Raw genomic sequence first — 22344 nt, 5'->3', positions numbered from 1 at the left:
GCCGCACTATGTCCTGCCTCATCGGCGAGAGGAGCGTATTTATCCCCGAGCCATCCGGCTCAAATCGCCGAAGTATCCGATCAGAAATAAAAATGCCAGTCAGCTTAACTGACTGGCATTAGGCTCAATGGCCGGTTTTTTGTCTGAGATTTGTGGCGTTCTTACCGGCCTCTTCGCGAGCAAGCCCGCTCCCACAGTTGATTGCATTCCAATGTGGGAGCGGGCTTGCTCGCGAAGGCGTCATTTAAAACACCACAACTCCATCAGGCTGCAGCAAACCGCTTGTCCAGATAATCAATGATCACCTTGGACTCATACATCCAGGTCGTCTGCCCATTCTCTACGATTCGCAGGCACGGCACCTTGATCTTGCCACCTTGCTCGAGCAGGGTCTGGCGATCCGTTTCGCTGTTCTTCGCATCACGCAAGGCCACCGGTACGTTCAGGCGACGCAGGGTGCGGCGGGTTTTCACGCAGAACGGGCAGGCATGGAACTGATACAGGGTCAGGTCCTTGGCGGCGGCTTCGACCTGGGCCTGGGCGGCGGCAGGGCGCTGCTTCTTGCCGGGACGGGTGATGAAGTCGATGAAAATGATCAGTTGGCCAAGGCCGACACGAAGCGCTTTTACGAACACGTTGAAGCCTCACGGTGCTATTGGAGAAAGGCGCGCAGCTTACCTGATTTTTCCCGGACGAAAAAAAACCGGCGATGAATGCCGGTTCTCTTCGTGGGGCGAATTACTTGATCAGGCTGAGAAATTCGCTGCGAGTCGCGGCGTTCTCACGGAACTCGCCCAGCATCACCGAGGTGATCATCGACGAATTCTGCTTTTCCACACCGCGCATCATCATGCACATGTGCTTGGCCTCGATCACCACGGCAACGCCCAGGGCGCCGGTGACCTGCTGGACGGCATCGGCAATCTGGCGGCTGAGGTTTTCCTGGATCTGCAGGCGGCGGGCGTACATATCGACGATCCGCGCGACTTTCGACAAGCCCAGTACCTTGCCACTCGGGATGTAGGCCACGTGGGCCTTGCCGATGAACGGCAGCAGGTGGTGTTCGCACAACGAGTACAACTCGATGTCCTTGACCAGCACCATTTCGCTGTTGTCGGAGCTGAAGAGGGCACCGTTGGTGACTTCTTCCAGCGTCTGTTCATAACCGCGGCAGAGGTACTGCATGGCTTTGGCGGCACGTTTTGGCGTGTCGAGCAGGCCCTCGCGGGAGGGATCCTCGCCCAGTTGGCCAAGGATCGCGGTGTAATTCTGTTCCAGGGACATGAAACTACCTGTGGGATTTTACGCAAAGGGCAAGGGTACGGTGACGGACACGACGCTGCAAGCGTGAAGCATCAGCTTTACTCGTCGCGGCCTTCCATCATGGTTCGTTTGAGCATCACATAAACAGCGCCCGCACCGCCATGTTTGGGCTGGCACGAGGTGAAACCCAGTACCTGCGAATGCTGGCGCAGCCAGGTATTGACGTGGCTTTTGATCATCGGCCGCTTGCCGTCCAGGCGCACGGCCTTGCCGTGGGTGACGCGCACGCAGCGGATTTCGAACTTGGTCGCTTCAGCCAGGAAGGCCCAGAGGGTTTCCCGGGCCTTTTCCACGTTCATGCCGTGCAGGTCAAGGCTGCCTTCGAACGGAATCTGCCCGATCTTGAGCTTGCGCATCTGGCTTTCCTGCACGCCGTCGCGGGCCCACATCAGCTCGTCTTCGGGGCCGACGTCGATGACGAACTGATCGGACAGCCCGTCGACAGTGGTGGCATCGGTGCGCACGGTGGCCGCCTGGCGCAATTTTGCGATCTGCGCGCGGTCAGCCTTGGGTTTGCCGGTTTCGGCGCGATCGTGCTTGATCGGCTTGACGCCTTGGATCGCACTTTTGAACAGGGAAAAATCGTCGTCTTGCATGTCAGCCTCCGCGAAGGGCGGCCAGTTTACCCAACTCGAAGGGAATCGGGCGTGAGAAAACGCGCGGCAGCGGGCGACGATGTGCGCTTAGTCGTGTTTTTTCATCAGGTGCGGGGACATGTTCAGCGCGTTCGACTGCCGTGAACGGCGGCGGCAGCGGCGCCACAGCCACACGCCCAGGTACAGCACGAACAGGCCGATGACCAGGATCACTGCCGCCCCCGCGCGGTTGCTGTTCAACTCGCCCAGGGCGGGCATGTGACCGAACAGGGCGGCGGCACCTGCCATCGCCAGCAGCACGCCACAGGTCGCCAGCAAGGCGGCAAAGGCCGCGCCGAATCGAAAACGCCAGTTGCTTTGGCCTTTGGGCCGCAAGCGGCGAGCGTCAAAACCATCGGATAACTTCATTCCGACCTTCCTCAATGGGTATCGGCCCTTCGACCGGAAGTTGACCGGGATGTTCCTGAGGCTAAGACATTTACGGCGAACAAGAGGCTTTTGCGGATGAGCGGCGGCCTGCGCCGCCCATGAACCCTGCTCAGACCAGGTCGTTGGTCAGGGCGAGGGCGGCAAAGTTGTCCGCCATGATCGCCATTTCGGTCTGCTGCACATGCTCGGCGCTCAGGACGCCGCCTTTGTACGGCAGATCGCGGGTGGCGCAGGCGTCTTCCACCAGGGTGCAGCGGAAACCCAGGTTTTTCGCCGCCCGCACGGTGGTGCTGACACTGGAATGGCTCATGAAACCGCACACCACCAGGTCCACCGAGCCCAGTTCTTCCAGGCGTTTTTTCAGGTCCGTGCCATGGAAGGCACTGGGCAGGATCTTCTCGATCTTGATTTCGCCGGCCAGCGGCTCCAGCCCCGGGATGAACTGGCCACGCTCGCCGCGGGGGTCGAACAGCCCACCAACGGTGCCGAGATGGCTGACATGCACGATGGGCCGGCCGGCCGCACGGGCAGCCGTCACCAATTGCTTGATGTTCGCGACAGCCGCATCCATGCCGCTCAGGGCCAGGGGGCCGCTGAGGTATTCTTTCTGGGCATCGATGATGATCAGGGTCGCATGACTCAGTTTGGCTGCTGCGTAACCGCGGCCGCTGAGTTGAAACATCGTTTGTGGAACGGACATTCTGGGGCTCCTTCGAGTGGGGCTTTTGCGACATTGTCCTCTGGCTGAGCGCTTCTGTGAATCGCTACCATCGTAGGCACCGTCGTTACTGGCGTGCAGCGTTGTCAAGTATGACGTTTTGTTCAAGGGTGGGTGAGAAAACCAGAAGTTTCCTACATTTGCCCGAGTATTTTTCCTGCGTCGTCGAGACGACGTTTGACTGGTAGAATCGCCCGTCGATTTTTCTGGAGTTTACCGTCGTGATCACTTCCCGCCTTCGTACCCTGCGTGACCATATCCGTTGGGCCGTCAGCCGCTTCCATGGGGAGGATCTGTTTTTCGGCCATGGGACCGACAACGCCTGGGACGAAGCCCGTCAACTGGTGTTGGGTGCGCTGCACCTGCCGTGGGAAATCGCCGACAGTTACCTGGACTGCAATCTGGAAGAAGACGAAGTGGCCCACGTGCAGCACCTGCTCAAGCGCCGCATCGAAGAGCGCGTGCCGACTGCTTACCTGCTGGGTGAAGCCTGGTTCTGCGGCCTGTCGTTCATCGTCGATGAGCGCGTGCTGATCCCGCGTTCGCCGATCGGCGAACTGATCGAAAACCGTTTCACGCCATGGCTGGGCACCGAGCCGGCGCGGATTCTCGACCTGTGCACCGGCTCCGGCTGCATCGGTATTGCCTGCGCCTATGAGTTCCAGAGCGCAGAAGTGGTGCTGGCCGACCTGTCGTTCGAAGCGCTCGAAGTGGCGAACCAGAACATCGAGCGCCACGGCGTCGACCAGCGTGTCTATACCGTGCAGGGCGATGGCTTCGATGGTCTGCCGGGGCAGCGTTTCGACCTGATCGTGTCGAACCCGCCGTACGTGGACGCCGAGGATTTCGCCGACATGCCGGACGAATACCAGCACGAACCGGAACTGGGCCTGGCCTGCGGCGATGACGGTCTGAACCTGGTGCGGCGCATGCTGGCCGAGGCCGCGGACCACCTGACCGAGAAGGGCTTGCTGATTGTCGAAGTGGGCAACAGCCAGGTGCATGTCGAGGCGTTGTACCCGCAAGTCGATTTCGCCTGGCTGGAATTCGAGCGCGGCGGGCATGGCGTGTTCATGTTGACGGCTGAGCAGTGCCGCGAGCATCAGGCATTATTCGCGTCCCGCGTCTAATTCCTTGAAACCCTATCGCTGGCAGGCCAGCTCCCACAGGTTTTGTGTGTGCCAAAACATTTGGGCACGACATGATACCTGTGGGAGCTGGCCTGCCAGCGATGGCATCGCCGCCGACTACCGGTGTGTCGCAATCCAGATCAACAACCCCGCCTGAAACACCGCAAACGCCACCAAACAGGCAATGGTAAAGCGCAAACCGGCGTCTTCACGCTGGTATTTGCTGACCTTCTCTTCGTGTTTCTTCAGTTTGACTTCCTGCTCGGCCAGGTTCTGCTCGGCTTGCTGGAGCATCTGCGCCGCCTCGAGAATCTCCACCACCTGCAGTTTTTCGGTGTTCCAGTCGCCCAGCAAGTCACCGACCCTGACTTCCTTGACGCTGCCTTTCAAATGCTGGGCATCGGCGTAGACCACGTCGAAACCGTGCACCCTCAAAAAGTGATCGCGGCGCAGGCGCGTGTCTTCGTTCAGCGCGTCCTTGTTGTTGAGATCGCTACCGTCGACGGTATAGCCAGGCCAGCGTTTCTTCGCCCAGTTGACCCCGTAGGCGGCCATGAAGCGGCCGATGCCGCGGTTCAGCGGTTCGATTTGCAGGCCGCTGTCCGGTCCGAAATGCACGCGTTTTTCGAGGTGATCGACCCACACATCCAGATGATTCTGTTCCTTGCGCACCCGCTGGCCGGGCAGGGTGATGCGCATGCGCAGCAGGCTGCGGACCTTGTCTTGGCGCTCGGCATAACCGAACTCGACAAAACGCAGGGGCCGGCCACCGGTGCTCCGATCGGTCTGCAGCGGCGCCAGACGGAGCATTTTCGGGTGCTCGACGTCGACGTCCGCCCAGGGCAGCTCGACCGCTGGCGGTGCCTCTTTTTCAGCGGTGGTGTCGGGTGAAGTCGGGGTATCGGTCATAACGGCGAGATCCTGTCCAAGCTCTACTTGTCGCCAGCCATAGCGCTGGCGACAAAGACTTATCGGCCGTTTTTTTCAGGACTGGAGTGCTAAAGGCGCTTAAGAGGTGCGAAGTCCGTCAATAAAAGCCAGGATTCGCGTGCCCAGCTCAGCCGCCAACGGCAATTGCGGGTCTTTATAGGAGGCCAATTGCCGTTTGACGTCGTTGGGCACGATGCGCATGACGTGGTTCATGCCTTCGATCAGCGCCAGTTCGGCGTCCGGCTTGGCCGCCTTGAGCAGCTTGGCGTCATTGATCCCGACCTGGATGTCGTTGCTGCCCTGGATGATCAGCGCCGGCATTTTCAACCTGGCGAACGCCGCGGCAGGGTCCTGGCGGAACAGTGAAATCAGGTACGGCTGCACACTCGGACGGAAAATCACCTGCAGTTGCGGTGGCACGTTGTCGTCAGTCTTCCCGGCCTTGAGGCTGTCGAGCAGTTGGTTACTGCGCAGCACCAGCGGAGGAGGGAGGCGGTTGCCCAGTTGCTCGCGCAGCACCTGGTCGATCGGCCGGGCGCTGCCGGACATGGAAATCACCGCTGCGGCATCGACGCTGGGGGCCGCGAGGCTGGCGATCAAGGCGCCTTCGCTGTGGCCCAGCAGGATCAACTGGCTGAAGCGCGGGTCGGTCTTGAGTTTGCGGCCCCAGGCTTCGGTGTCGGCCACGTAGCCTTCCACCGACAGATTGCGTTCGTCAGGGGCTGCCGCCAGGCTCGCCGCCACACCGCGCTTGTCGTAGCGCACGCTGGCGATGTTGTGTTTGGCCAGTACCCAGGCCAGGCGCTTGAGGCTGTCATTGCGCCCGCCGTCGGGGTTGTTGCCGTCACGATCGGTTGGGCCGGAGCCGGAAATGATCAGCACAACCGGCACCGGCGTTTCGGATTTGGGCAGCAGCAACGAGCCGAACAGCTCTCCAGTGCCGGTATCCAGGGTGATCGGCCGCTGCAGGACAGTGGCCTGGGCAAAGCCGGAAATCAGGGTAAGGCTCAAGGCTATAACTCGCAGCATTGTCGGGCCATCATGGTCAAGGTGCCGGTTGGACTCGCCGGCTCCCATAAGGTTCGAGGATGAACTACTTGGATAGCCTGCGTATACTGGCGCGCATTACGTATTCAGGTTCATTTCACGGAGCGTCCTGCATGTCCGGCAATACCTACGGCAAGCTGTTCACTGTCACCACCGCTGGCGAAAGCCATGGCCCGGCGTTGGTCGCCATTGTCGATGGCTGCCCGCCGGGCCTGGAGATTTCCCTGGAGGATCTGCAGCGCGACCTCGATCGCCGCAAGCCCGGCACCAGCCGCCACACCACCCAGCGCCAGGAAGCCGACGAAGTCGAAATCCTCTCGGGGGTGTTCGAGGGTCGCACCACCGGCTGCTCCATCGGCCTGTTGATCCGCAACACCGACCAGAAGTCCAAGGACTACTCTGCGATCAAGGACTTGTTCCGTCCGGCCCACGCCGACTACACCTACCACCACAAATATGGCGAGCGCGATTATCGCGGGGGCGGGCGCAGCTCGGCCCGGGAAACCGCGATGCGCGTGGCGGCCGGTGCGATTGCCAAGAAGTACCTGGCGACCCGGGGCATTGTCATTCGCGGCTACATGAGCCAGCTCGGTCCGATCGAAATCCCGTTCAAGACCTGGGACTCGGTGGAGCAGAACGCCTTCTTCAGCCCTGATCCGGACAAGGTGCCGGAGCTGGAAGCCTATATGGACCAGTTGCGCCGCGACCAGGATTCGGTCGGCGCGAAGATCACCGTGGTCGCCGAAGGCGTGATGCCGGGGTTGGGCGAGCCGATTTTCGACCGTCTCGACGCGGAGCTGGCCCATGCGCTGATGAGCATCAACGCGGTCAAGGGCGTGGAGATCGGCGCCGGTTTCGCCAGCGTCGCCCAGCGCGGCACCGAGCACCGCGATGAGATGACGCCAGAAGGTTTCCTCAGCAACAACGCCGGCGGCATTCTCGGCGGCATTTCTTCCGGCCAGCCGATCGTGGCCCACCTGGCGTTGAAGCCGACCTCGAGCATCACCACGCCGGGCCGTTCCATCGACATCCATGGCAACCCGGCGGAAGTCATCACCAAGGGTCGACACGACCCGTGCGTCGGCATCCGCGCCACGCCGATCGCCGAAGCGATGATGGCCATCGTGCTGATGGACCACCTGCTACGCCACCGTGGGCAGAACGCCGATGTGCGGGTGAGCACGCCGGTGCTGGGCCAGATCTAAGACACCGGTGGCGGCCCTCCCGTACTGGCGGCTTTCCAGCTTTTATCTGTTCTATTTCGCCTTGCTCGGTTCGACAGCGCCTTTTTTGGCGCTGTACTTTGATCACCTGGGGTTCTCCGCGGCGCGCATCGGCGAGCTGGTGGCCATCCCCATGCTGATGCGTTGCGTGGCGCCGAACCTCTGGGGCTGGCTCGGCGACTACACCGGGCGGCGGCTGGCGATCGTGCGCTTGGGCGCAGTGTGCACGCTGCTGACGTTTTCGCTGATTTTCGTCAGCCAGACCTATGCCTGGCTGGCGATGGTCATGGCCTTGCACGCGTTCTTCTGGCACGCGGTACTGCCGCAGTTCGAGGTCATTACCCTGGCGCACCTGCAAGGGCAAACCTCTCGCTACAGCCAGATTCGCCTGTGGGGCTCCATCGGTTTCATCATTACGGTGGTGGCGCTCGGGCGCTTGTTCGAATGGCTCAGCCTGGATATTTATCCCGCAGCGCTGGTGCTGATCCTGGCCGGGATCGTGCTCAGCAGCCTGTGGGTCCCGAACGCCCAGCCCGTGCAGGGCGAGCGATTGACTGGCGAAGGTTTCCTCGCGCAATTGCGCAGCCCCGGGGTGTTGGCGTTTTACGCGTGCGTGGCGCTGATGCAGATGAGCCATGGGCCCTATTACACCTTTCTCACCCTGCACCTCGAGCGACTGGGTTACAGCCGCGGCGTGATCGGTATGCTCTGGGCCGTCGGCGTGGTGGCGGAAGTGCTGATGTTCATGGCCATGAGCCGGATCCTCGCGCGGTTCTCGGTGCGGCGCGTGCTGCTGGCGAGCTTCCTGCTGGCGGCGTTGCGTTGGCTGCTGCTCGGCACGTTCGCCGAATTTCTCTGGGTGTTGTTGTTTGCCCAGGTGCTGCACGCGGCGACATTCGGCAGTTTTCACGCCGCGGCCATCCAGTTCGTGCAGCGCAGCTTCGGCCCGCGCCAGCAAGGGCAGGGCCAGGCGTTGTACGCCGCACTGGCCGGCACCGGTGGCGCAATGGGCGCGCTGTATTCCGGTTACAGCTGGAATGCCCTTGGCGCCCCCTTAACCTTTAGTATTGCCAGCCTCGCAGCGCTGGCGGCAGCCGTTATCATTGCCACACGAATGCAAGAGGACACGCGCTCCCTCTTGAACAATCAAGGAGTTGCCAGATGAGTAGCCTGTCCGTTTATCACCTTTCCAGTCCCGACATCCCCAACAAGGTGCTGACCCACTTCGAAGACATTGCTTCGACGCTTGCCGAGCAGGGGGTTCGCTTCGACCGCTCGGAAGCCACGGCGAAGGTCCGCCCCGGTGCCAGCCACGAAGACGTCATCAATGCCTATCAGGCGCCAATTGACAGTCTGATGACCGAGCACGGGTTGCGCAGGGTCGATGTGATCAGCCTTGACCGCGATCACCCGCAAAAAGACTCGATACGCGCAAGCTTCATCGAAGAACAGCGCCAGGACCAGGACGAAGTCATGCTGGTCGCCGCGGGCAGCGCCTTGTTGTCTGTGCGCATCGACGATTACGTCTATGCCGTGCTGTGCGAGAAAAACGACCTGATAATGCTGCCGGCGGGCACGCGGCAGTGGCTGGACATCGGCGAACAGCCTTTTGTCGTTGCGATTCGTCTGTCCAGCAATCAGCCTTGGGTGGCCAATTTCACCGGCGACGACATTGCGGGTCGATTCCCGCGAATGGACGACTGAGCGGTCTGCGAACACAACTCAGGCCGTGAAGCGCCAGCTTGCACGGCCTGATGGTTTACCGAAGCCTGACGCTTACAGCGAATGATAGGTCGGCAGGGCAAAACGCTGCTGGCTTTGCAGCATGGAGATTTGCGGCAACTCGCTGGCCTGTTCGGCCAGGTCGCGGCGAATGGCGCTGATGACCCACGACAGTTGGTCGCCATTGTGCAGCTGCTGGTAGGAAATCGAGCGTTTGAATTCCCGGCCTTCGCTGCGCAAGGTGAGCAGGATGCCGCCGTCAGGTCGATCCTGGGTGATCACGTCGAAGTTGGAGAACAAGGAAGAGAATTTTTCTTGGATCAGGCTCATGTCTATCAGCTCCGTAAGTGCTTGGATGGCAAAGCATGGGGAGGCTGTTGCAGTGATTGTGCCAGTATTTATTCGTAGAAAATATTCATATAAAACAACGACTTATAATTTTTGAAGTTTTTTGCTTTCGTGCAATCTGCATGAATGGCTATCGTGCATCCTGCATTTTGCGGGGTCCTCGGCGATTCGATTGAACCATTTCCCATCCACGCGCTCATCATTTCAAACGTCGGTGTCGCGGATACAAAACATTTCAAAAACCGCGTGTACAGCTGCAGAACCGTTGACGTATTTTCGGGGTCGATCAATGCCGCCCGACAATAAGAAGAGCCAACGGGAACCGCCATGAGCCGCACGCAGCGCGACACCATCACCTGGGGCATGATGCTCCGCAAGCTGCCTTCCATTGCCAAAGCCATTCCTCGCGTGGTCAAGGGCATGAAGGTCGCCAACGTCACGGATCCGACCCAAGCGTGTGGCCTGGGCTGGAGTTTCGAGCAGGCCACCCTGCGTAACCCCGAAGGCCCGGCCTTGCTGTATGGCGAGGTGCAACTGACGTACGCGCAGGTCAACCGTTGGGCCAATTCCATCGCCCATCACCTGATGGCCCAAGGCATCGGCAAGGGCGACGTGGTGGCGGTCTTCATCGAGAACCGCCCGGAACTGCTGGTGACCATTCTGGCGCTGGCCAAGGTCGGCGCCATCAGCGCGTTGCTCAATACCTCGTTAACCCGCGATACCCTTATCCATAGCCTGAACCTGGTGACGCCAGCGGCGATTGTCGTCGGTGCGGAACTGGTCCCGGCCTACCTGGCGGTGCGCGAGCGGGTGTCGATCGAGGTGGCGCGTACCTGGTTCGTCGCCGATCAGGACACCTACAGCCACCCGGGCATAGCGCCCGAAGGATTCGTCAACCTGATGACCGCCAGCGTTGACGCCTGTAGCGACAACCCCGCCAGCAGTCAGCAGGTCTTTTTCGACGACCCCTGTTTCTACATCTATACCTCGGGCACCACCGGGTTGCCCAAGGCCGGGGTTTTCAAGCACGGGCGCTGGATGCGCAGTTGCGCAAGCTTCGGCATGATCGCGCTGGACATGCGTCCCGAGGACATCGTCTACTGCACCTTGCCCCTGTATCACGCCACCGGCTTGTGCGTGTGCTGGGGCTCGGCCATCAGCGGGGCCTCGGGGTTCGCCATCCGCCGCAAGTTCAGCGCCAGAGAATTCTGGAGCGATGTACGCAAGTACCGGGCGACCACCCTGGGCTACGTCGGTGAGTTATGCCGCTACCTGGTCGACCAGCCTCCCAGTGTCGACGACAGCCAGCACGGCGTGACCAAGATGATCGGCAACGGTTTGCGTCCGGGCGCATGGGGCGAGTTCAAGACGCGCTTCGCGGTCGAGCATATCTGCGAACTGTACGCCGCCAGTGACGGCAACATCGGTTTTACCAACATCCTCAATTTCGACAATACCGTGGGCTTTTCCCTGATGTCCTGGGAGCTGGCGGCGTACGACCACGACAGCGGCGCGCCGACCCGTGGCGCCAACGGTTTCATGCGCAAGGTCGGCAAGGGCGAGCAGGGGCTGCTGCTCGCCAGGATCGACGACAAGGCACCGCTGGATGGTTACACCGACCCGCACAAGACCGAAAAAGTCGTGCTGCACGACGTGTTCGTCAAGGGTGACCGCTACTTCAACACCGGCGACCTGTTGCGCAACATCGGATTCGGTCATGCGCAGTTTGTCGATCGCCTGGGCGACACCTACCGCTGGAAGGGTGAAAACGTGTCGACCACCGAGGTCGAGAACATCCTGCTGCAGCACCCGAACATTTCCGAGGCCGTGGCTTATGGCGTGGAAGTGAATAACACCAACGGCCGCGCCGGGATGGCCGCGATCACCCCCGCGGAATCCCTGGCGACCCTGGACTTCGACGAGTTGCTGGCCTTCGCCCGTCAACACATGCCGGCCTACGCGGTGCCGTTGTTTTTGCGGGTGAAAGTGAAAATGGAAACCACCGGGACGTTCAAATACCAGAAGACCCGGCTCAAGGACGAAGCGTTCGACCCCGGCAGGACCGGCGTTGACCCGATCTACGCCTGGTTGCCGGGCACCGACACCTATGTGCAAGTCACCGAGCAGGTCCTGGCGGAGATCCAGGGTGGCAAGCATCGCTATTGAACAGGGCTATGGCCGTGTTCCAGAAAAAAGAAGTGACAGTGACGAGCCCGCTCGGGAAACTGTCGGCTTTGCGAAAAACTGAAAGTGGAGCGTTCAATGTCAGACAACAGCCGCCAGATGACCCCCGAAGAAGCTGCCGAGTTTGCCGAACAGGTCTTCAACAAGGCGCGTGAGGGCGATGCGGCCATGATGGCTGCGCTGCTGAGCAAGGGCCTGCCGCCGAACCTGCGCAATCACAAGGGCGACACCTTGCTGATGCTGGCCGCTTACCACGGCCATGTCGACACGGTAAAAGTCTTGCTCGAACACAAGGCCGATCCGGAAATCCGCAACGACAACGGCCAGAGCCCGATTGCCGGCGCGGCCTTCAAGGGTGACCTGGCCGTGATCAAGGCCCTGGTCGAGGGGGGCGCACAAGTTGAAGGCTCGTCTTTCGACGGCCGCACCGCGCTGATGATGGCCGCGATGTTCAACCGCGTCGAAGTGGTCGACTACCTGATCGGTAAAGGTGCCGACCCGCGCGCCAAGGACGCCAACGGCATTACCGCGCTGGATGCCGCCAAGACCATGGGTGCCGTCGATACCGTTGCTCAGCTTGAGAAACTGCTGGGCTGATGGCGTTTCGGGCCAGGTTCGATCAGCCACTTCGCTGATGGACCTGGCCTGACAGGCTCAATAAACCCAGACCTCGACCCGCCGATTCCTGATCCGCCCCTCATCCTCGCTGTTGGCTGCCACCGGCATCTCGGCGCCGAAACCGCGAACATCACGCAGCACCACGCCACTTTTCACCAGTTCGCGGCGAACTGCCATGGCCCGCAGTTTCGAGAGCAGATCGGCACGTGCCGGGTCGAGCTTGGCATCGCCGAACCCTACCAGCGTTACCCGGCGATCGGTCTTGTCGTGCTGTTTCATGTAGTCGAGCACCCGTGACAGGTCCTGTCGGGCCTTGTTGTCCAGGCTGGCGCTGCCTTCTTCGAAGCGAAAGTTCACCGTCAGGCGCATGGCGTGGCGGCTCAGTGCCTGGTAGCCCTCGGGCATCAACGCGTTCGGCGTGACGTTCATGGCCTGGATGGTTTGGGCAATAAAGCCGTTGGCCGCGACGATCGCCTGGCCCTTGGGGCTTTGCGCGAAGGCCACCAGCGCTTGCGCCCAAGGGTTGTTGCCCTTGGGTGGCAGGTACAGGAACAGGCGCCGGGACAAGGGGTAGTCTTCCGTGGCAATCAGGCTGTTGAGCGGCAGCATGGCCATGGACTGGCCGTCGGCAATCGCCACGGCCTTGGCCGAGCGCACGTAGGGCAGGCCGATGAAGCCGATGCCATGGGGATCCTGAGTGACGGCGTCGGACAGTTGTTCGCTGGATTCAAACCGTTTTGCGCTGCCGCTCAGGGTTTTGCCATGACCACTGAGAACCAGCTCCTTGAAAGTATCGTAGGTGCCGGACTGATCATCGCGCGCATAGAGATGAATGGCGCCGCCTTGGCCACCGAGTTCTTCCCAGTTTTTCACCTCGCCGCTGAAAATGCGTGCCAGTTGGCCGGTATCGAGGGTGTTCAACGGGTTTTGCGGATGCAGGATGATCGCCAGTCCATCGATGGCGATGACCTGTTCGGCGGCGGCGCTCTTCAGGTCGCCCAGTGGTTGGAGGCTGACCAGCTCGCTGTCCTTGATCGGCCTGGAAGAGGCAGCGAGATCGGCACTGGCGCTTTTCAGCGCGGTGAAGCCGGTACTGGAGCCGTGGGCCGCCAGCTCCACTTCGACCCGACGGCCTTCCAGGGTTACACCGACGATACGCGATTCGTTGGCCTTGTCCGCCGCTTCGCTGTGCACCTTGAGCAGACCCTGCTCGCGCATCAAACCCTCGACCAGCGCCGGCCCCAGTGCCGCGCCAATGGTGTTGGAGCCCTGGATGCGCAACACCGGACCTTGCCCGGGGATCGGTAACGGGCTGGCCGTGGCCGTCGGCGGCAGTCCGATGCACAGTATCAACAGGAACAACACGCGCAGGGTCATGCCGGCACCTAAATGGCCAGAGGAGGTGCCGAGAGATTAAGTCAGTAAGATGTCTTGAATATGACAGAGCAAAAGATCGCAGCCTGCGGCAGCTCCTACATTGGATCGGCGTACTCCTGTAGGAGCTGCCGCAGGCTGCGATCTTTTGGTATTAGCTCAGTTCCAACCAGATCGGCGCATGATCCGACGGCTTCTCCATTCCACGCAGTTCGTAGTCGACACCGGCCGCCTTGACCCGTGGCAACAGACCATGGGAGGCGAGGATCACATCGATCCGCAGCCCGCGCTTGGGCTCATCCTCAAAGCCACGGCTGCGATAGTCGAACCAACTGAAGACGTCAGCCACCTCCGGGTTCAGGTGGCGGAAACTGTCCACCAGGCCCCAGTTCTTCAATCGGGCCATCCACTCGCGCTCTTCAGGCAGGAAGCTGCATTTGCCGGTTTTCAGCCAGCGTTTCATGTTGTCCGGGCCGATGCCGATGTCGCAGTCTTCCGGGGAAATGTTCACGTCGCCCATCACCACCAGCGGCTGGTCGTTCTTGAACTGGCTTTCCAGCAGCACCTGCAGGTCGCTGTAGAAACGCTGTTTGGCCGGGAACTTGGTCGGGTGGTCGCGGCTTTCGCCTTGGGGGAAGTAGCCGTTCATGATGGTCACCGGTACGCCATTGGCATCGGCGAAGGTGCCCCAGATGAAACGCCGCTGGGCATCCTCTTCATCGGTGGCAAAGCCTTTGTGCAAGGCCAGTGGCTCCTGGCGCGACAGCAGAGCGACGCCGTAATGACCCTTTTGCCCATGGAAATACACGTGGTAGCCCAGGGCCTTGACCTCTTCAAGCGGGAACTGGTCGTCGTGGACCTTGGTTTCCTGCAACCCGATCACGTCCGGCTGATGCTTTTCGATCAGCGCCGCCAGCTGATGGGGACGGGCGCGAAGCCCGTTGATGTTGAAGGAGACGATCTTCATGCTCGGCAGTCCTGGCAAAAGGGCGATGCTAGCTGACATGGGCAATGGGGGCCAGTGCGGGGTGGGACGAACAGGGTTTCATTGCCTACACTGATTTGCGATCAGCAAGGAACTGTCTCGGCCCCAATGAGCTCGTAACAACAAGAGCGCAGCCCCGCGAGCTGCGTCAGGGAGAACGACCGTCATGCCTGAAACCTCCACCGCCATTGCCGATATCCACATGCTCGACAGCGGCTATTCCCGCGAAGCGCGTTCTCTGCTGTATCAGGCCTACCGCCACGAGCCGACGTTCAGCTACCTGTTCGAAGCCGAGCGTCCCGGCTATGAACAACGGGTGCGCGCCACCGTGCGCGAGCTGGTCAAGCAACACTTTTTCCAGGAGCTGCCGGCCATCGGCCTGCTGGTCAACGACCGGTTGATCGGCATTGCCCTGATCGCGCCGCCACAACGGCGCCTGGGGGTGACGGAAAGTTGGGCCTGGCGCCTGCGCATGGTGCTCAGTACCGGTTTTCGCTGCACCCGGCGCTACCTTGAGTACCACGACGCAGTGGCGGCCTGCGTGCCGAATGACTCGGTGCACGTACTGCCGTTGCTGGGGGTTCACCCGCAATTCCAGGGCAAGCACTTTGGTGAGCAACTGTTGCAGGCGGTGCATAACTGGTGCGCGGTGGATGAAAACTCCCAGGGCGTGATTCTCGACACCGGCAACCCGCGTTATCTCGACTTCTATAAGCGCCAGGGCTACGAAGAAATCGGCGAGGTGGCCGTTGGACCGGTTCGCGAACACGTGTTTTTCCACGCCAATCCGCAGGTATTACATTCAGCAACGGCTTGAGGCCGAACTTTACGTGCACGCCAGGCTCTATCACGCTCCACGCTCGTGATAGCATCCGCGCCTATGAATTTTCCAGGAAGAATTACCAGTGGCGTACTGCTGCTGATCACCAGCTGCGCGGCACTGGCGCAAAGTGAATTGGATGTGCGGATCAAACCGTCCAACGATGCACTGAAGGCCAATATCGAAGGCTATATCGGCAGTCTCGGCGATCGTGACGAAGAGGCTTTGCTGCGCTTCAGCCGTGGCGCCGAGGAACAGGCGCGCAAGGCCGCCCAGGCCTTGGGTTACTACCAGCCGCAAATCGACAGCGAAGTGAAGGGCGGCAAGTCGCCGCGCCTGGTGCTGACCATCGAGCCCGGCGAGCCGGTGCATCTGCGCAACGTCACCATCCGCGTTGACGGCCCGGCGGCCAGCCTCAAATCCTTTCGTGTGCCCAAGAGCCCTGCACTGCAAACCGGTGCGGTACTCAACCACGGTCAGTACGAGGACGCCAAGCGCCTGATCCAGAACCAGGCCTCGCGTTTTGGTTTTTTCAGTGGCCGCTTCAGCCGCCAGAAGTTGGCGGTCGACCCGCGGGCCGGCGTGGCCGATATCGAGCTGGTCTACGACAGTGGTCCGCGCTACTCGCTGGGCAAGGTCAATTTTGAAGGCGACACACCGTTCGACGAAGACCTGCTGCAACGCATGGTGCCTTTCAAGGCCGGTACGCCGTACGACTCCGAACTGATCGCCGAGCTCAATCAGGCGCTGCAATCGAGCGGCTATTTCGAAGGCGTGCGGGTCGACGCCGCGCCGACAGCGTCCAAGGACGATGTGATCCCTGTGGACGTCAAGCTCGAAACCCGCAAGCCACGCACCATGGGCCTGGGCATTGGCTACTCCACCGACGTCGGCCCACGGGTCAAGGCCAACTGGACCCGGCACTGGGTCAACCCCCAGGGTCACAGTTATGGCTGGGAGACCGAAGTCTCGGCACCCCGGCAAAACGTCGGGTTGTTCTACGACATTCCCCTGGACCCGCCGCTGACCGACAAGCTGCGTTTCGCCGGTGGTTACCAGAACGAAGAAATTGCCGACAAGGACAGCCTCAGCAAGTTGCTGACCGTAGGCCCCGAGTGGCACAGCAAGCTGCCTAGCGGCTGGCAGCGGGTGGTGTCGCTCAAGTGGCAGCGCGAGGAATACCGACTCGGCGACGATTCCGGCCTCAGTACCTTGCTGATGCCCGGTGTCAGCTATTCGTACCTGAAAAGCGACAACCGTATCGACCCGCACAATGGTTATCGCCTGCAGTTCGAAACCAAGGTCGCCAAGGAAGGCCTGGGTTCCGATAACAACTTGCTGTACGGCACGGCGCTGGTCAAAGGCCTGACCACGGTGTTCGACAAGCACCGCTTGCTCGGTCGGGTGCAGGTCGGCGGCAGTGCCACCAACGGCTACAAATCGATACCGCCGTCGTTGCGCTTCTTCGCCGGTGGCGACCAGAGTGTGCGCGGCTACGACTACCAGAGCCTGTCCCCGGAAAACAACCAGGGTGACCGCATCGGTGGTCGCTACATGGTCACCGCCAGTGCCGAATACCAGTATTCCGTTGCGGAAAAATGGCGCGTGGCGACTTTCGTCGACCAGGGCAACTCCTTTAATACACTTGAACTGCCGAACCTCAAGACCGGGGTCGGCATCGGCGTGCGCTGGGTCTCTCCGGTTGGGCCGATCCGCCTCGACCTGGCCCATGCGCTCGACGACGATGGCGGCATTCGCTTGCACTTTTCCATGGGACCCGAGTTGTGAAACGTGGCTTGAAAATAACGTTGCTGACCATTTTGGCGCTGCTGATGCTGGTGGTCCTGACCCTGGCCACAGTGCTGGGCACGGCGACCGGCAGTCGCTGGGCACTCGGGTTTGTGCCGGGTTTGAGCCTCGACAATTTCCAGGGTCGCCTGGGCGGGCAGTGGAGTGCCGATCGCCTGTTGTGGCAGCAAGACAGCAGCCGGGTCGAGCTCAGCAAAGTCATCTTCGCCTGGTCGCCGCTGTGTCTGACGCGCATGACCCTGTGCATCGAACAACTGAAGGCCGATCAGGTCAGCCTGCAATTTCCACCCGGCGAGCCAGAAGAGAGTAGCGGGCCGATCAGTCTTCCAGACTTGAACTTGCCGCTGGCGCTCGAACTGGGGGACATCCAGGTCGGCAGCCTGCTGTTCAACGGCAGCGAACAGCTCAAGGGCTTGCAACTGGCGGCGCACTGGACGGCCAACGGCTTGCAGATCGACTCGGTGCAACTGCAGCGCGATGAACTGAGCCTGCACCTGTCCGGCTTGCTGCAACCGACTGGCAATTGGCCGCTGAAGGCAGAAGGCAAACTGACCCTGCCAGCACCTGGCACCGAACCTTGGGCGCTGGCCCTGCAAGTCGACGGTGATCTGCTGAAAACCTTGAACCTCAAGGCCGACAGCAGCGGCTATCTCAATGGGCAACTGACCGGCAAGCTGCAACCCTTGGTGGAAAACCTGCCGGCCACAGTGCGCATCACCGCTGACGGCTTCAAACCCAGCGCCGACTTGCCGGACACCCTGCAACTCAATCAGCTCGAACTCACTGGCGCCGGTGACCTGAAAAACGGTTATCAGTTAGTCGGCAAGGCCATGCTGCCAGCCGAACAAGGCCCGGTCGCGCTGGCGCTGCAAGGCAAGGTCGACGCCAACGGCGCGCAGATCGCCGCCCTGGACCTGACCGCCAACGACAAGCAAAGCCTCAAGCTCACGGGACAACTGGACTGGAGCAAAGGCCTGAGCGCCGATGCCAAGATCGCCTGGCTGGATTTCCCCTGGCACCGGCTCTATCCGCTGATCGACGAACCGCAAGTGGCCCTGCGCAGCTTCAACGGTGACGTCTCCTACACCGACGGCAAATACCTGGGGCACTTCGACGCCGCCCTGGATGGCCCGGCCGGGGCGTTCAGCCTGACCAGCCCGTTCGCCGGTGACCTGACAAAAATCTACCTGCAACAGATCCAGCTCGTCGCCGGGCAGGGGAAGGCCGAAGGGCACTTGAACCTGCAATTCGCCGACGGCATCGCCTGGGACACTGCGCTGGATCTTTCCGCGATCGATCCGGCGTACTGGGTCGCGGAACTGCCGGGCACGTTGGCAGGCCCCTTGCGCAGCAAAGGCGAGATGAAAAATGAACAGCTCAGCCTGAGCGCCGACCTGGATCTCAAGGGCAAGCTGCGTGGCCAGCCGGCCGTCCTGCAAGCCAAGGCCGATGGCAGCGGCGAGCAATGGAATCTGAACGCCCTGCAGATTCGCCTCGGCGACAACAGCATCAACGGCAAGGGCAGCCTGCAACAGAAACTTAACGGACAGATCGACATCAAGCTGGCGCGGCTGGCTCAGCTATGGCCGCAATTGCGCGGCCAGATCAACGGTCGGGTCGATGTCGCCGGAACGCTCAAGGCACCGCAAGGCAAGCTCGGGTTGCAAGGCACGCAACTGGCTTTCCAGGACAATCGCCTGCAAAGCCTGAACCTGGACGCGACCCTCGACAGCGCGCAACGGGCGAAAATCGACCTCAAGGGCAGCGGTATCCAGGCCGGTGACACCTCGTTGGGCACCCTGACCGCCAGCGGTCAGGGCGACATCAAGAACCAGAAACTGAGCCTTGACCTGCAAGGGCCCAAGTTGAAACTGGCCCTTGGTCTGGACGGCGCACTGGACAAAGGCAACTGGCGAGGACGTCTGGCCAGCGGCGACATCCAGGCCGGTGGCCAGGACTGGAAGCTGCAAGGTCCGGCAAAACTCGAGCGGCTGGCGGACGGAAAAATCAATTTTGGCGCCCATTGCTGGGCCTCTGGCCCGGCCAGTCTGTGCGGTGAAGACCAGCGTCTGATGCCGGAGCCGAAGTTGCGTTATCACCTGCGGCAATTCCCCATCGACAGCCTCGCCCAGTGGCTGCCGAAGGATTTCGCCTGGCAGGGCCGGCTCAACGCCGACGTGCAGCTGGACCTGCCAGCCAGCGGCCCGAACGGCGTGATCAGCATCGATGCCAGCGGCGGGACGTTGCGCGTGCGCGAGAAAGAGCAGTGGCTGGATTTCCCGTATCAGACCCTCAAGCTCACCAGCACGCTTGCACCCAAGCGCATCGATACCAACCTGAATTTCGTTGGCGGCAAGCTTGGGGAATTGATGGTGCAGGCGCAGATCAACCCGTTGCCGCAGAACAAACCGCTGACCGGTACCTTCCGCTTGAGTGGCCTGGACCTGTCGGTGGCGCGGCCGTTTGTGCCCATGGTCGAGAAACTGACCGGTCGCCTCAATGGCAGCGGCACGATTTCCGGTGGCCTGCTGGCGCCGCTGGTCAATGGCAATCTGGTGCTCAGTGACGGCGAAGTGTCCGGCGCCGAGTTGCCGATGGAGATTCAAGCGTTGCAACTGCAGGCGGTGATCGCCGGTGAAACCGTGCAGCTCAATGGCGGCTGGAAAAGCGGCAAGGCCGGGCAGGGCAGCCTCAACGGCGATGTCGCCTGGGGCCAGGCACCGGTAGTGGACCTGACGCTCAAGGGCTCGCAGTTGCCGGTCAGCGTCGAACCCTACGCCAAGGTCGAAGTGGCCCCGGACCTGAAAATCTCGCTCAAGGGCGATGAGCTGGCCATCGCCGGTAAAGTGCGGGTGCCCAAGGGCGACATCACCATTCGCGAGTTGCCGCCATCGACGGTCAAGCTCTCCGATGACACGGTGATCATCGGCCAGCAGACCGAAGAGGGCAAACCACCCCTGGCGATGAAAATGGACATCGATGTGGTGGTTGGCGAAGAGAAGCTGAGCTTTGCCGGGTTTGGCCTGACCGCCAATGTACAGGGGCATGTGCACATCGGCGACAACATGGACACCCGTGGCGAGCTATGGCTCAACGACGGCCGCTATCGCGCCTACGGTCAGCGACTTACGGTGCGCCGGGCGCGGTTGCTGTTCGCCGGCCCGCTCGACCAGCCGTACCTGGACATCGAGGCCATCCGCCAGACCGACGATGTGATCGCCGGCATCCGCTTGAGCGGCAGCGCCGAGCAACCGACCACGCAGATTTTCTCGGAACCGGCCATGAGCCAGGAACAGGCGCTGTCCTATCTGGTGCTGGGGCGTCCACTGAGTACCAACGGTGAAGACAACAACATGCTCGCCCAGGCTGCACTCGGCCTGGGCCTGATGGGCAGCTCCGGGGTAACCGGTGGCCTGGCGAAGAACCTGGGCATCGACGATTTCCAGCTCGACACCGAGGGCAGTGGCAACGCCACCAGCGTGGTCGCCAGCGGCAACCTTTCCGAGAAGCTCAGCCTGCGTTATGGCGTTGGTGTGTTCGAACCGGCCAACACCATTGCCCTGCGCTACAAGCTGAGCAAAAAGGTTTACCTGGAAGCCGCCGGTGGCGTGGCCAGTTCGCTGGACATCTTCTACAAACGCGATTTCTAAACCACCACGCAACCCCCTTGTAGGAGCTGGCTTGCCGGCGAAAGCGGTGAATCAGGCAACATCGCGGTTGACGGGAAGGACGCCTTCGCTGGCAAGCCAGCTCCTACAGGGATTTGTGGTGTGGTCAGAACTCGGTCTGCCTGAGCATCTGCGCCGCCGGCGTATCCGCCGGGCTGACCATCGCATAGTTATAACCGCTACCCGACCAGTACTCGGCCTGCAAACCACCATCGCTACGGCTGCCCCTCGGCAGCAGGTAGTTCTTCGGCCCCGGCGGGCGCACGTAAAAGCTGATCTTCTGCCCCCCCTGGTTCTCGTAGACCACCATCGCCGCAGGTCCCTGCTCGGTGCTGAGCAAGCGCCCGCTGGCCGGTTTGAATCCCGCGCCCGACAAGTCAGGCAGGCGATTGGCCTGGGTGAAATAACGGTCGAGCCAGCCCTGCATGTCACCTTCGTCGCCGGCCTTGTAGTCGGCCGGCAAGAGGCCTTGCTGGGCAATCAGGCGATAGGCCTGCAGGGCGTCGGTCATCGGTAGCTGGGTGCTGACGAGGGTCACTTCCCGCGCCTGCCAGCCGCCGACCCCGCCGACGCTGACCGCGATCAATAACACTGCGGCGCTGGTCAGGTGGCGACGGGACTGGCGCTTCATGCGTTGGCGAATGACGGCCGGATCAAGGTCGGGATTGGCCGGCTGCTGCAAGAGGCCACCAAGGGCCGCGCGCAGGTGCTGGGCGTCCTGCTGCCAACCGCGAACCTGCGCGGCCACCAGTGGGTTACTGGCCAGAAAGGTCTCCACCAGGCGCCGGTCTTCCTCGCCGAGCTGATGGTCGACGTATGCGTGCAGGTCGCGCTCGCTGGGGGGCATGCTGATCATTTGAGTCTCCGCAGGGAAGGGCGGTTGATTTCGCCATCGCTGAGTTGGCGCAGGGCCTGGCGAGCCCGGGACAGGCGGGACATCACGGTGCCGGTGGGGACGTCGAGAATCTCGGCGACCTCTTTGTAACTCAGGCCTTCCACCGACACCCACAGCAGCAGCGCCCGCTGTTCGGTGGGCAGTCGATCGAAGGCGTCGAGGGTCGATTGGGCGATCACGGTGCGCTCCACGGAAGGCTGTGCGTCGTCGCGTCCGGTAAAGAATTCGAGCATTCGGGCATAGCGTCGGGTACGGCGGTGAGCATCGAGAAACTGTCGATACAGAATCGAGAACAACCAGGCGCGCAAGTCGCCTTCGACGCGCCTGCCGCCCCAACTCGACAGCGCCCGCTCAAGGCAGGACTGCACCAGATCGTCGGCGCTGCTGGGGTTGCGCGTCAACGACAGGGCAAACCGCCGCAATCGGGGAATGATTTCTCTCAGTTGTTCGTCGATCTCGTTCATGAAGTTCTGACTAGTCACTACGCTTTGGACTAGGAAGACGCCCGGCACTCGAGGTTATTCC

21 protein-coding genes are annotated in these 22344 nt (G+C 61.5%); 9 read left to right on the top strand and 12 right to left on the bottom strand.

Annotation, left to right across the window (positions count from 1 at the left end):
• Window positions 1–263: 263 nt before the first annotated feature.
• From SOP85_RS05625 to SOP85_RS05605, 5 genes are all read right to left on the bottom strand, one after another.
• Window positions 264–635, bottom strand: a complete 372-nt coding sequence (locus SOP85_RS05625; RefSeq protein WP_274077667.1) for a glutathione S-transferase N-terminal domain-containing protein — start codon at window positions 633–635, stop codon at window positions 264–266.
• 103 nt (window positions 636–738) lie between these two features.
• Window positions 739–1284, bottom strand: coding sequence for a GTP cyclohydrolase I FolE (gene folE, locus SOP85_RS05620; protein WP_046815589.1), 546 nt, complete (start codon window positions 1282–1284; stop codon window positions 739–741).
• Between the two features lie 77 nt (window positions 1285–1361).
• A complete protein-coding gene (locus SOP85_RS05615) occupies window positions 1362–1919 on the bottom strand; it encodes a Smr/MutS family protein (RefSeq protein WP_007898817.1) in 558 nt (185 codons plus the stop codon).
• Between the two features lie 87 nt (window positions 1920–2006).
• Complete coding sequence (locus SOP85_RS05610) at window positions 2007–2327, bottom strand: hypothetical protein (RefSeq protein ID WP_274077668.1); 321 nt, start codon at window positions 2325–2327, stop codon at window positions 2007–2009.
• A 130-nt stretch (window positions 2328–2457) separates the two neighbouring features.
• On the bottom strand, window positions 2458–3048 hold the full coding sequence (locus tag SOP85_RS05605) for a cysteine hydrolase family protein (protein ID WP_274077669.1): 591 nt from the start codon (window positions 3046–3048) through the stop codon (window positions 2458–2460).
• Window positions 3049–3287: 239 nt separating this feature from the next.
• Between SOP85_RS05605 and prmB the strand changes: the two genes are divergently transcribed.
• Complete coding sequence (gene prmB / locus SOP85_RS05600) at window positions 3288–4196, top strand: 50S ribosomal protein L3 N(5)-glutamine methyltransferase (protein WP_323626345.1); 909 nt, start codon at window positions 3288–3290, stop codon at window positions 4194–4196.
• Between the two features lie 117 nt (window positions 4197–4313).
• On the opposite strand, the gene SOP85_RS05595 is transcribed toward prmB, so the two are convergent.
• Both SOP85_RS05595 and SOP85_RS05590 read right to left on the bottom strand, forming a co-directional pair.
• The gene (locus tag SOP85_RS05595) at window positions 4314–5105 is read right to left on the bottom strand and encodes a hypothetical protein (protein WP_323626344.1); all 792 of its coding nucleotides are present in this window, start codon (window positions 5103–5105) and stop codon (window positions 4314–4316) included.
• A gap of 99 nt (window positions 5106–5204) precedes the next feature.
• Window positions 5205–6203: an alpha/beta hydrolase gene (locus SOP85_RS05590; protein ID WP_323607533.1), complete on the bottom strand. Its 999-nt coding sequence runs from the start codon at window positions 6201–6203 to the stop codon at window positions 5205–5207.
• Between the two features lie 83 nt (window positions 6204–6286).
• Between SOP85_RS05590 and aroC the strand changes: the two genes are divergently transcribed.
• The 3 genes from aroC to SOP85_RS05575 are packed head-to-tail and all read left to right on the top strand — an operon-like array spanning window position 6287 to window position 9100.
• A complete protein-coding gene (gene aroC, locus SOP85_RS05585; RefSeq protein ID WP_323626343.1) occupies window positions 6287–7378 on the top strand; it encodes a chorismate synthase in 1092 nt (363 codons plus the stop codon).
• 7 nt (window positions 7379–7385) lie between these two features.
• Window positions 7386–8561 (top strand): MFS transporter, encoded by a 1176-nt coding sequence (locus tag SOP85_RS05580; RefSeq protein WP_323626342.1) that lies wholly within the window; start codon window positions 7386–7388, stop codon window positions 8559–8561.
• Window positions 8558–9100 (top strand): acireductone dioxygenase, encoded by a 543-nt coding sequence (locus SOP85_RS05575; RefSeq protein ID WP_323626341.1) that lies wholly within the window; start codon window positions 8558–8560, stop codon window positions 9098–9100. The genes SOP85_RS05580 and SOP85_RS05575 overlap by 4 nt, the downstream gene beginning before the upstream one ends.
• Window positions 9101–9172: 72 nt before the next feature.
• Here SOP85_RS05575 and SOP85_RS05570 read toward each other — a convergent pair whose 3' ends face one another.
• Window positions 9173–9448 carry a DUF3509 domain-containing protein gene (locus SOP85_RS05570; RefSeq protein WP_274077676.1) on the bottom strand — a complete coding sequence of 92 codons (276 nt, stop codon included), beginning with the start codon at window positions 9446–9448 and terminating at the stop codon, window positions 9173–9175.
• A gap of 345 nt (window positions 9449–9793) precedes the next feature.
• Here SOP85_RS05570 and SOP85_RS05565 point away from each other — a divergent pair, with 345 nt between their 5' ends.
• Complete coding sequence (locus tag SOP85_RS05565) at window positions 9794–11632, top strand: long-chain-acyl-CoA synthetase (protein WP_274077677.1); 1839 nt, start codon at window positions 9794–9796, stop codon at window positions 11630–11632.
• Window positions 11633–11728: 96 nt separating this feature from the next.
• Window positions 11729–12247, top strand: a complete 519-nt coding sequence (locus SOP85_RS05560; protein WP_274077678.1) for an ankyrin repeat domain-containing protein — start codon at window positions 11729–11731, stop codon at window positions 12245–12247.
• A gap of 57 nt (window positions 12248–12304) precedes the next feature.
• On the opposite strand, the gene SOP85_RS05555 is transcribed toward SOP85_RS05560, so the two are convergent.
• Complete coding sequence (locus SOP85_RS05555) at window positions 12305–13645, bottom strand: phosphate ABC transporter substrate-binding/OmpA family protein (protein WP_323626339.1); 1341 nt, start codon at window positions 13643–13645, stop codon at window positions 12305–12307.
• Window positions 13646–13796: 151 nt separating this feature from the next.
• Window positions 13797–14609 (bottom strand): exodeoxyribonuclease III, encoded by an 813-nt coding sequence (gene xthA, locus SOP85_RS05550; protein WP_274077680.1) that lies wholly within the window; start codon window positions 14607–14609, stop codon window positions 13797–13799.
• A gap of 184 nt (window positions 14610–14793) precedes the next feature.
• Here xthA and SOP85_RS05545 point away from each other — a divergent pair, with 184 nt between their 5' ends.
• From SOP85_RS05545 to SOP85_RS05535, 3 genes are all read left to right on the top strand, one after another.
• The gene (locus SOP85_RS05545; protein WP_274077681.1) at window positions 14794–15444 is read left to right on the top strand and encodes a GNAT family N-acetyltransferase; all 651 of its coding nucleotides are present in this window, start codon (window positions 14794–14796) and stop codon (window positions 15442–15444) included.
• 63 nt (window positions 15445–15507) lie between these two features.
• Window positions 15508–17235 (top strand): autotransporter assembly complex protein TamA, encoded by a 1728-nt coding sequence (locus SOP85_RS05540; protein WP_323626338.1) that lies wholly within the window; start codon window positions 15508–15510, stop codon window positions 17233–17235.
• Window positions 17232–20906: a translocation/assembly module TamB domain-containing protein gene (locus SOP85_RS05535; RefSeq protein WP_323626337.1), complete on the top strand. Its 3675-nt coding sequence runs from the start codon at window positions 17232–17234 to the stop codon at window positions 20904–20906. The genes SOP85_RS05540 and SOP85_RS05535 overlap by 4 nt, the downstream gene beginning before the upstream one ends.
• A 124-nt stretch (window positions 20907–21030) precedes the next feature.
• Here SOP85_RS05535 and SOP85_RS05530 read toward each other — a convergent pair whose 3' ends face one another.
• The gene (locus SOP85_RS05530) at window positions 21031–21780 is read right to left on the bottom strand and encodes an anti-sigma factor family protein (protein ID WP_323626336.1); all 750 of its coding nucleotides are present in this window, start codon (window positions 21778–21780) and stop codon (window positions 21031–21033) included.
• Window positions 21777–22283 (bottom strand): RNA polymerase sigma factor, encoded by a 507-nt coding sequence (locus tag SOP85_RS05525; protein WP_274076571.1) that lies wholly within the window; start codon window positions 22281–22283, stop codon window positions 21777–21779. The genes SOP85_RS05530 and SOP85_RS05525 overlap by 4 nt, the downstream gene beginning before the upstream one ends.
• Between the last annotated feature and the right edge of the window lie 61 nt (window positions 22284–22344).

The organism is Pseudomonas sp. YuFO20 (assembly GCF_035064975.1).
Taxonomy (GTDB): Bacteria; Pseudomonadota; Gammaproteobacteria; order Pseudomonadales; family Pseudomonadaceae; genus Aquipseudomonas; species Aquipseudomonas putida_AE.
Note: the sequence above shows the minus strand (reverse complement) of the source record. Positions and strands in the feature narration are given on the sequence as shown.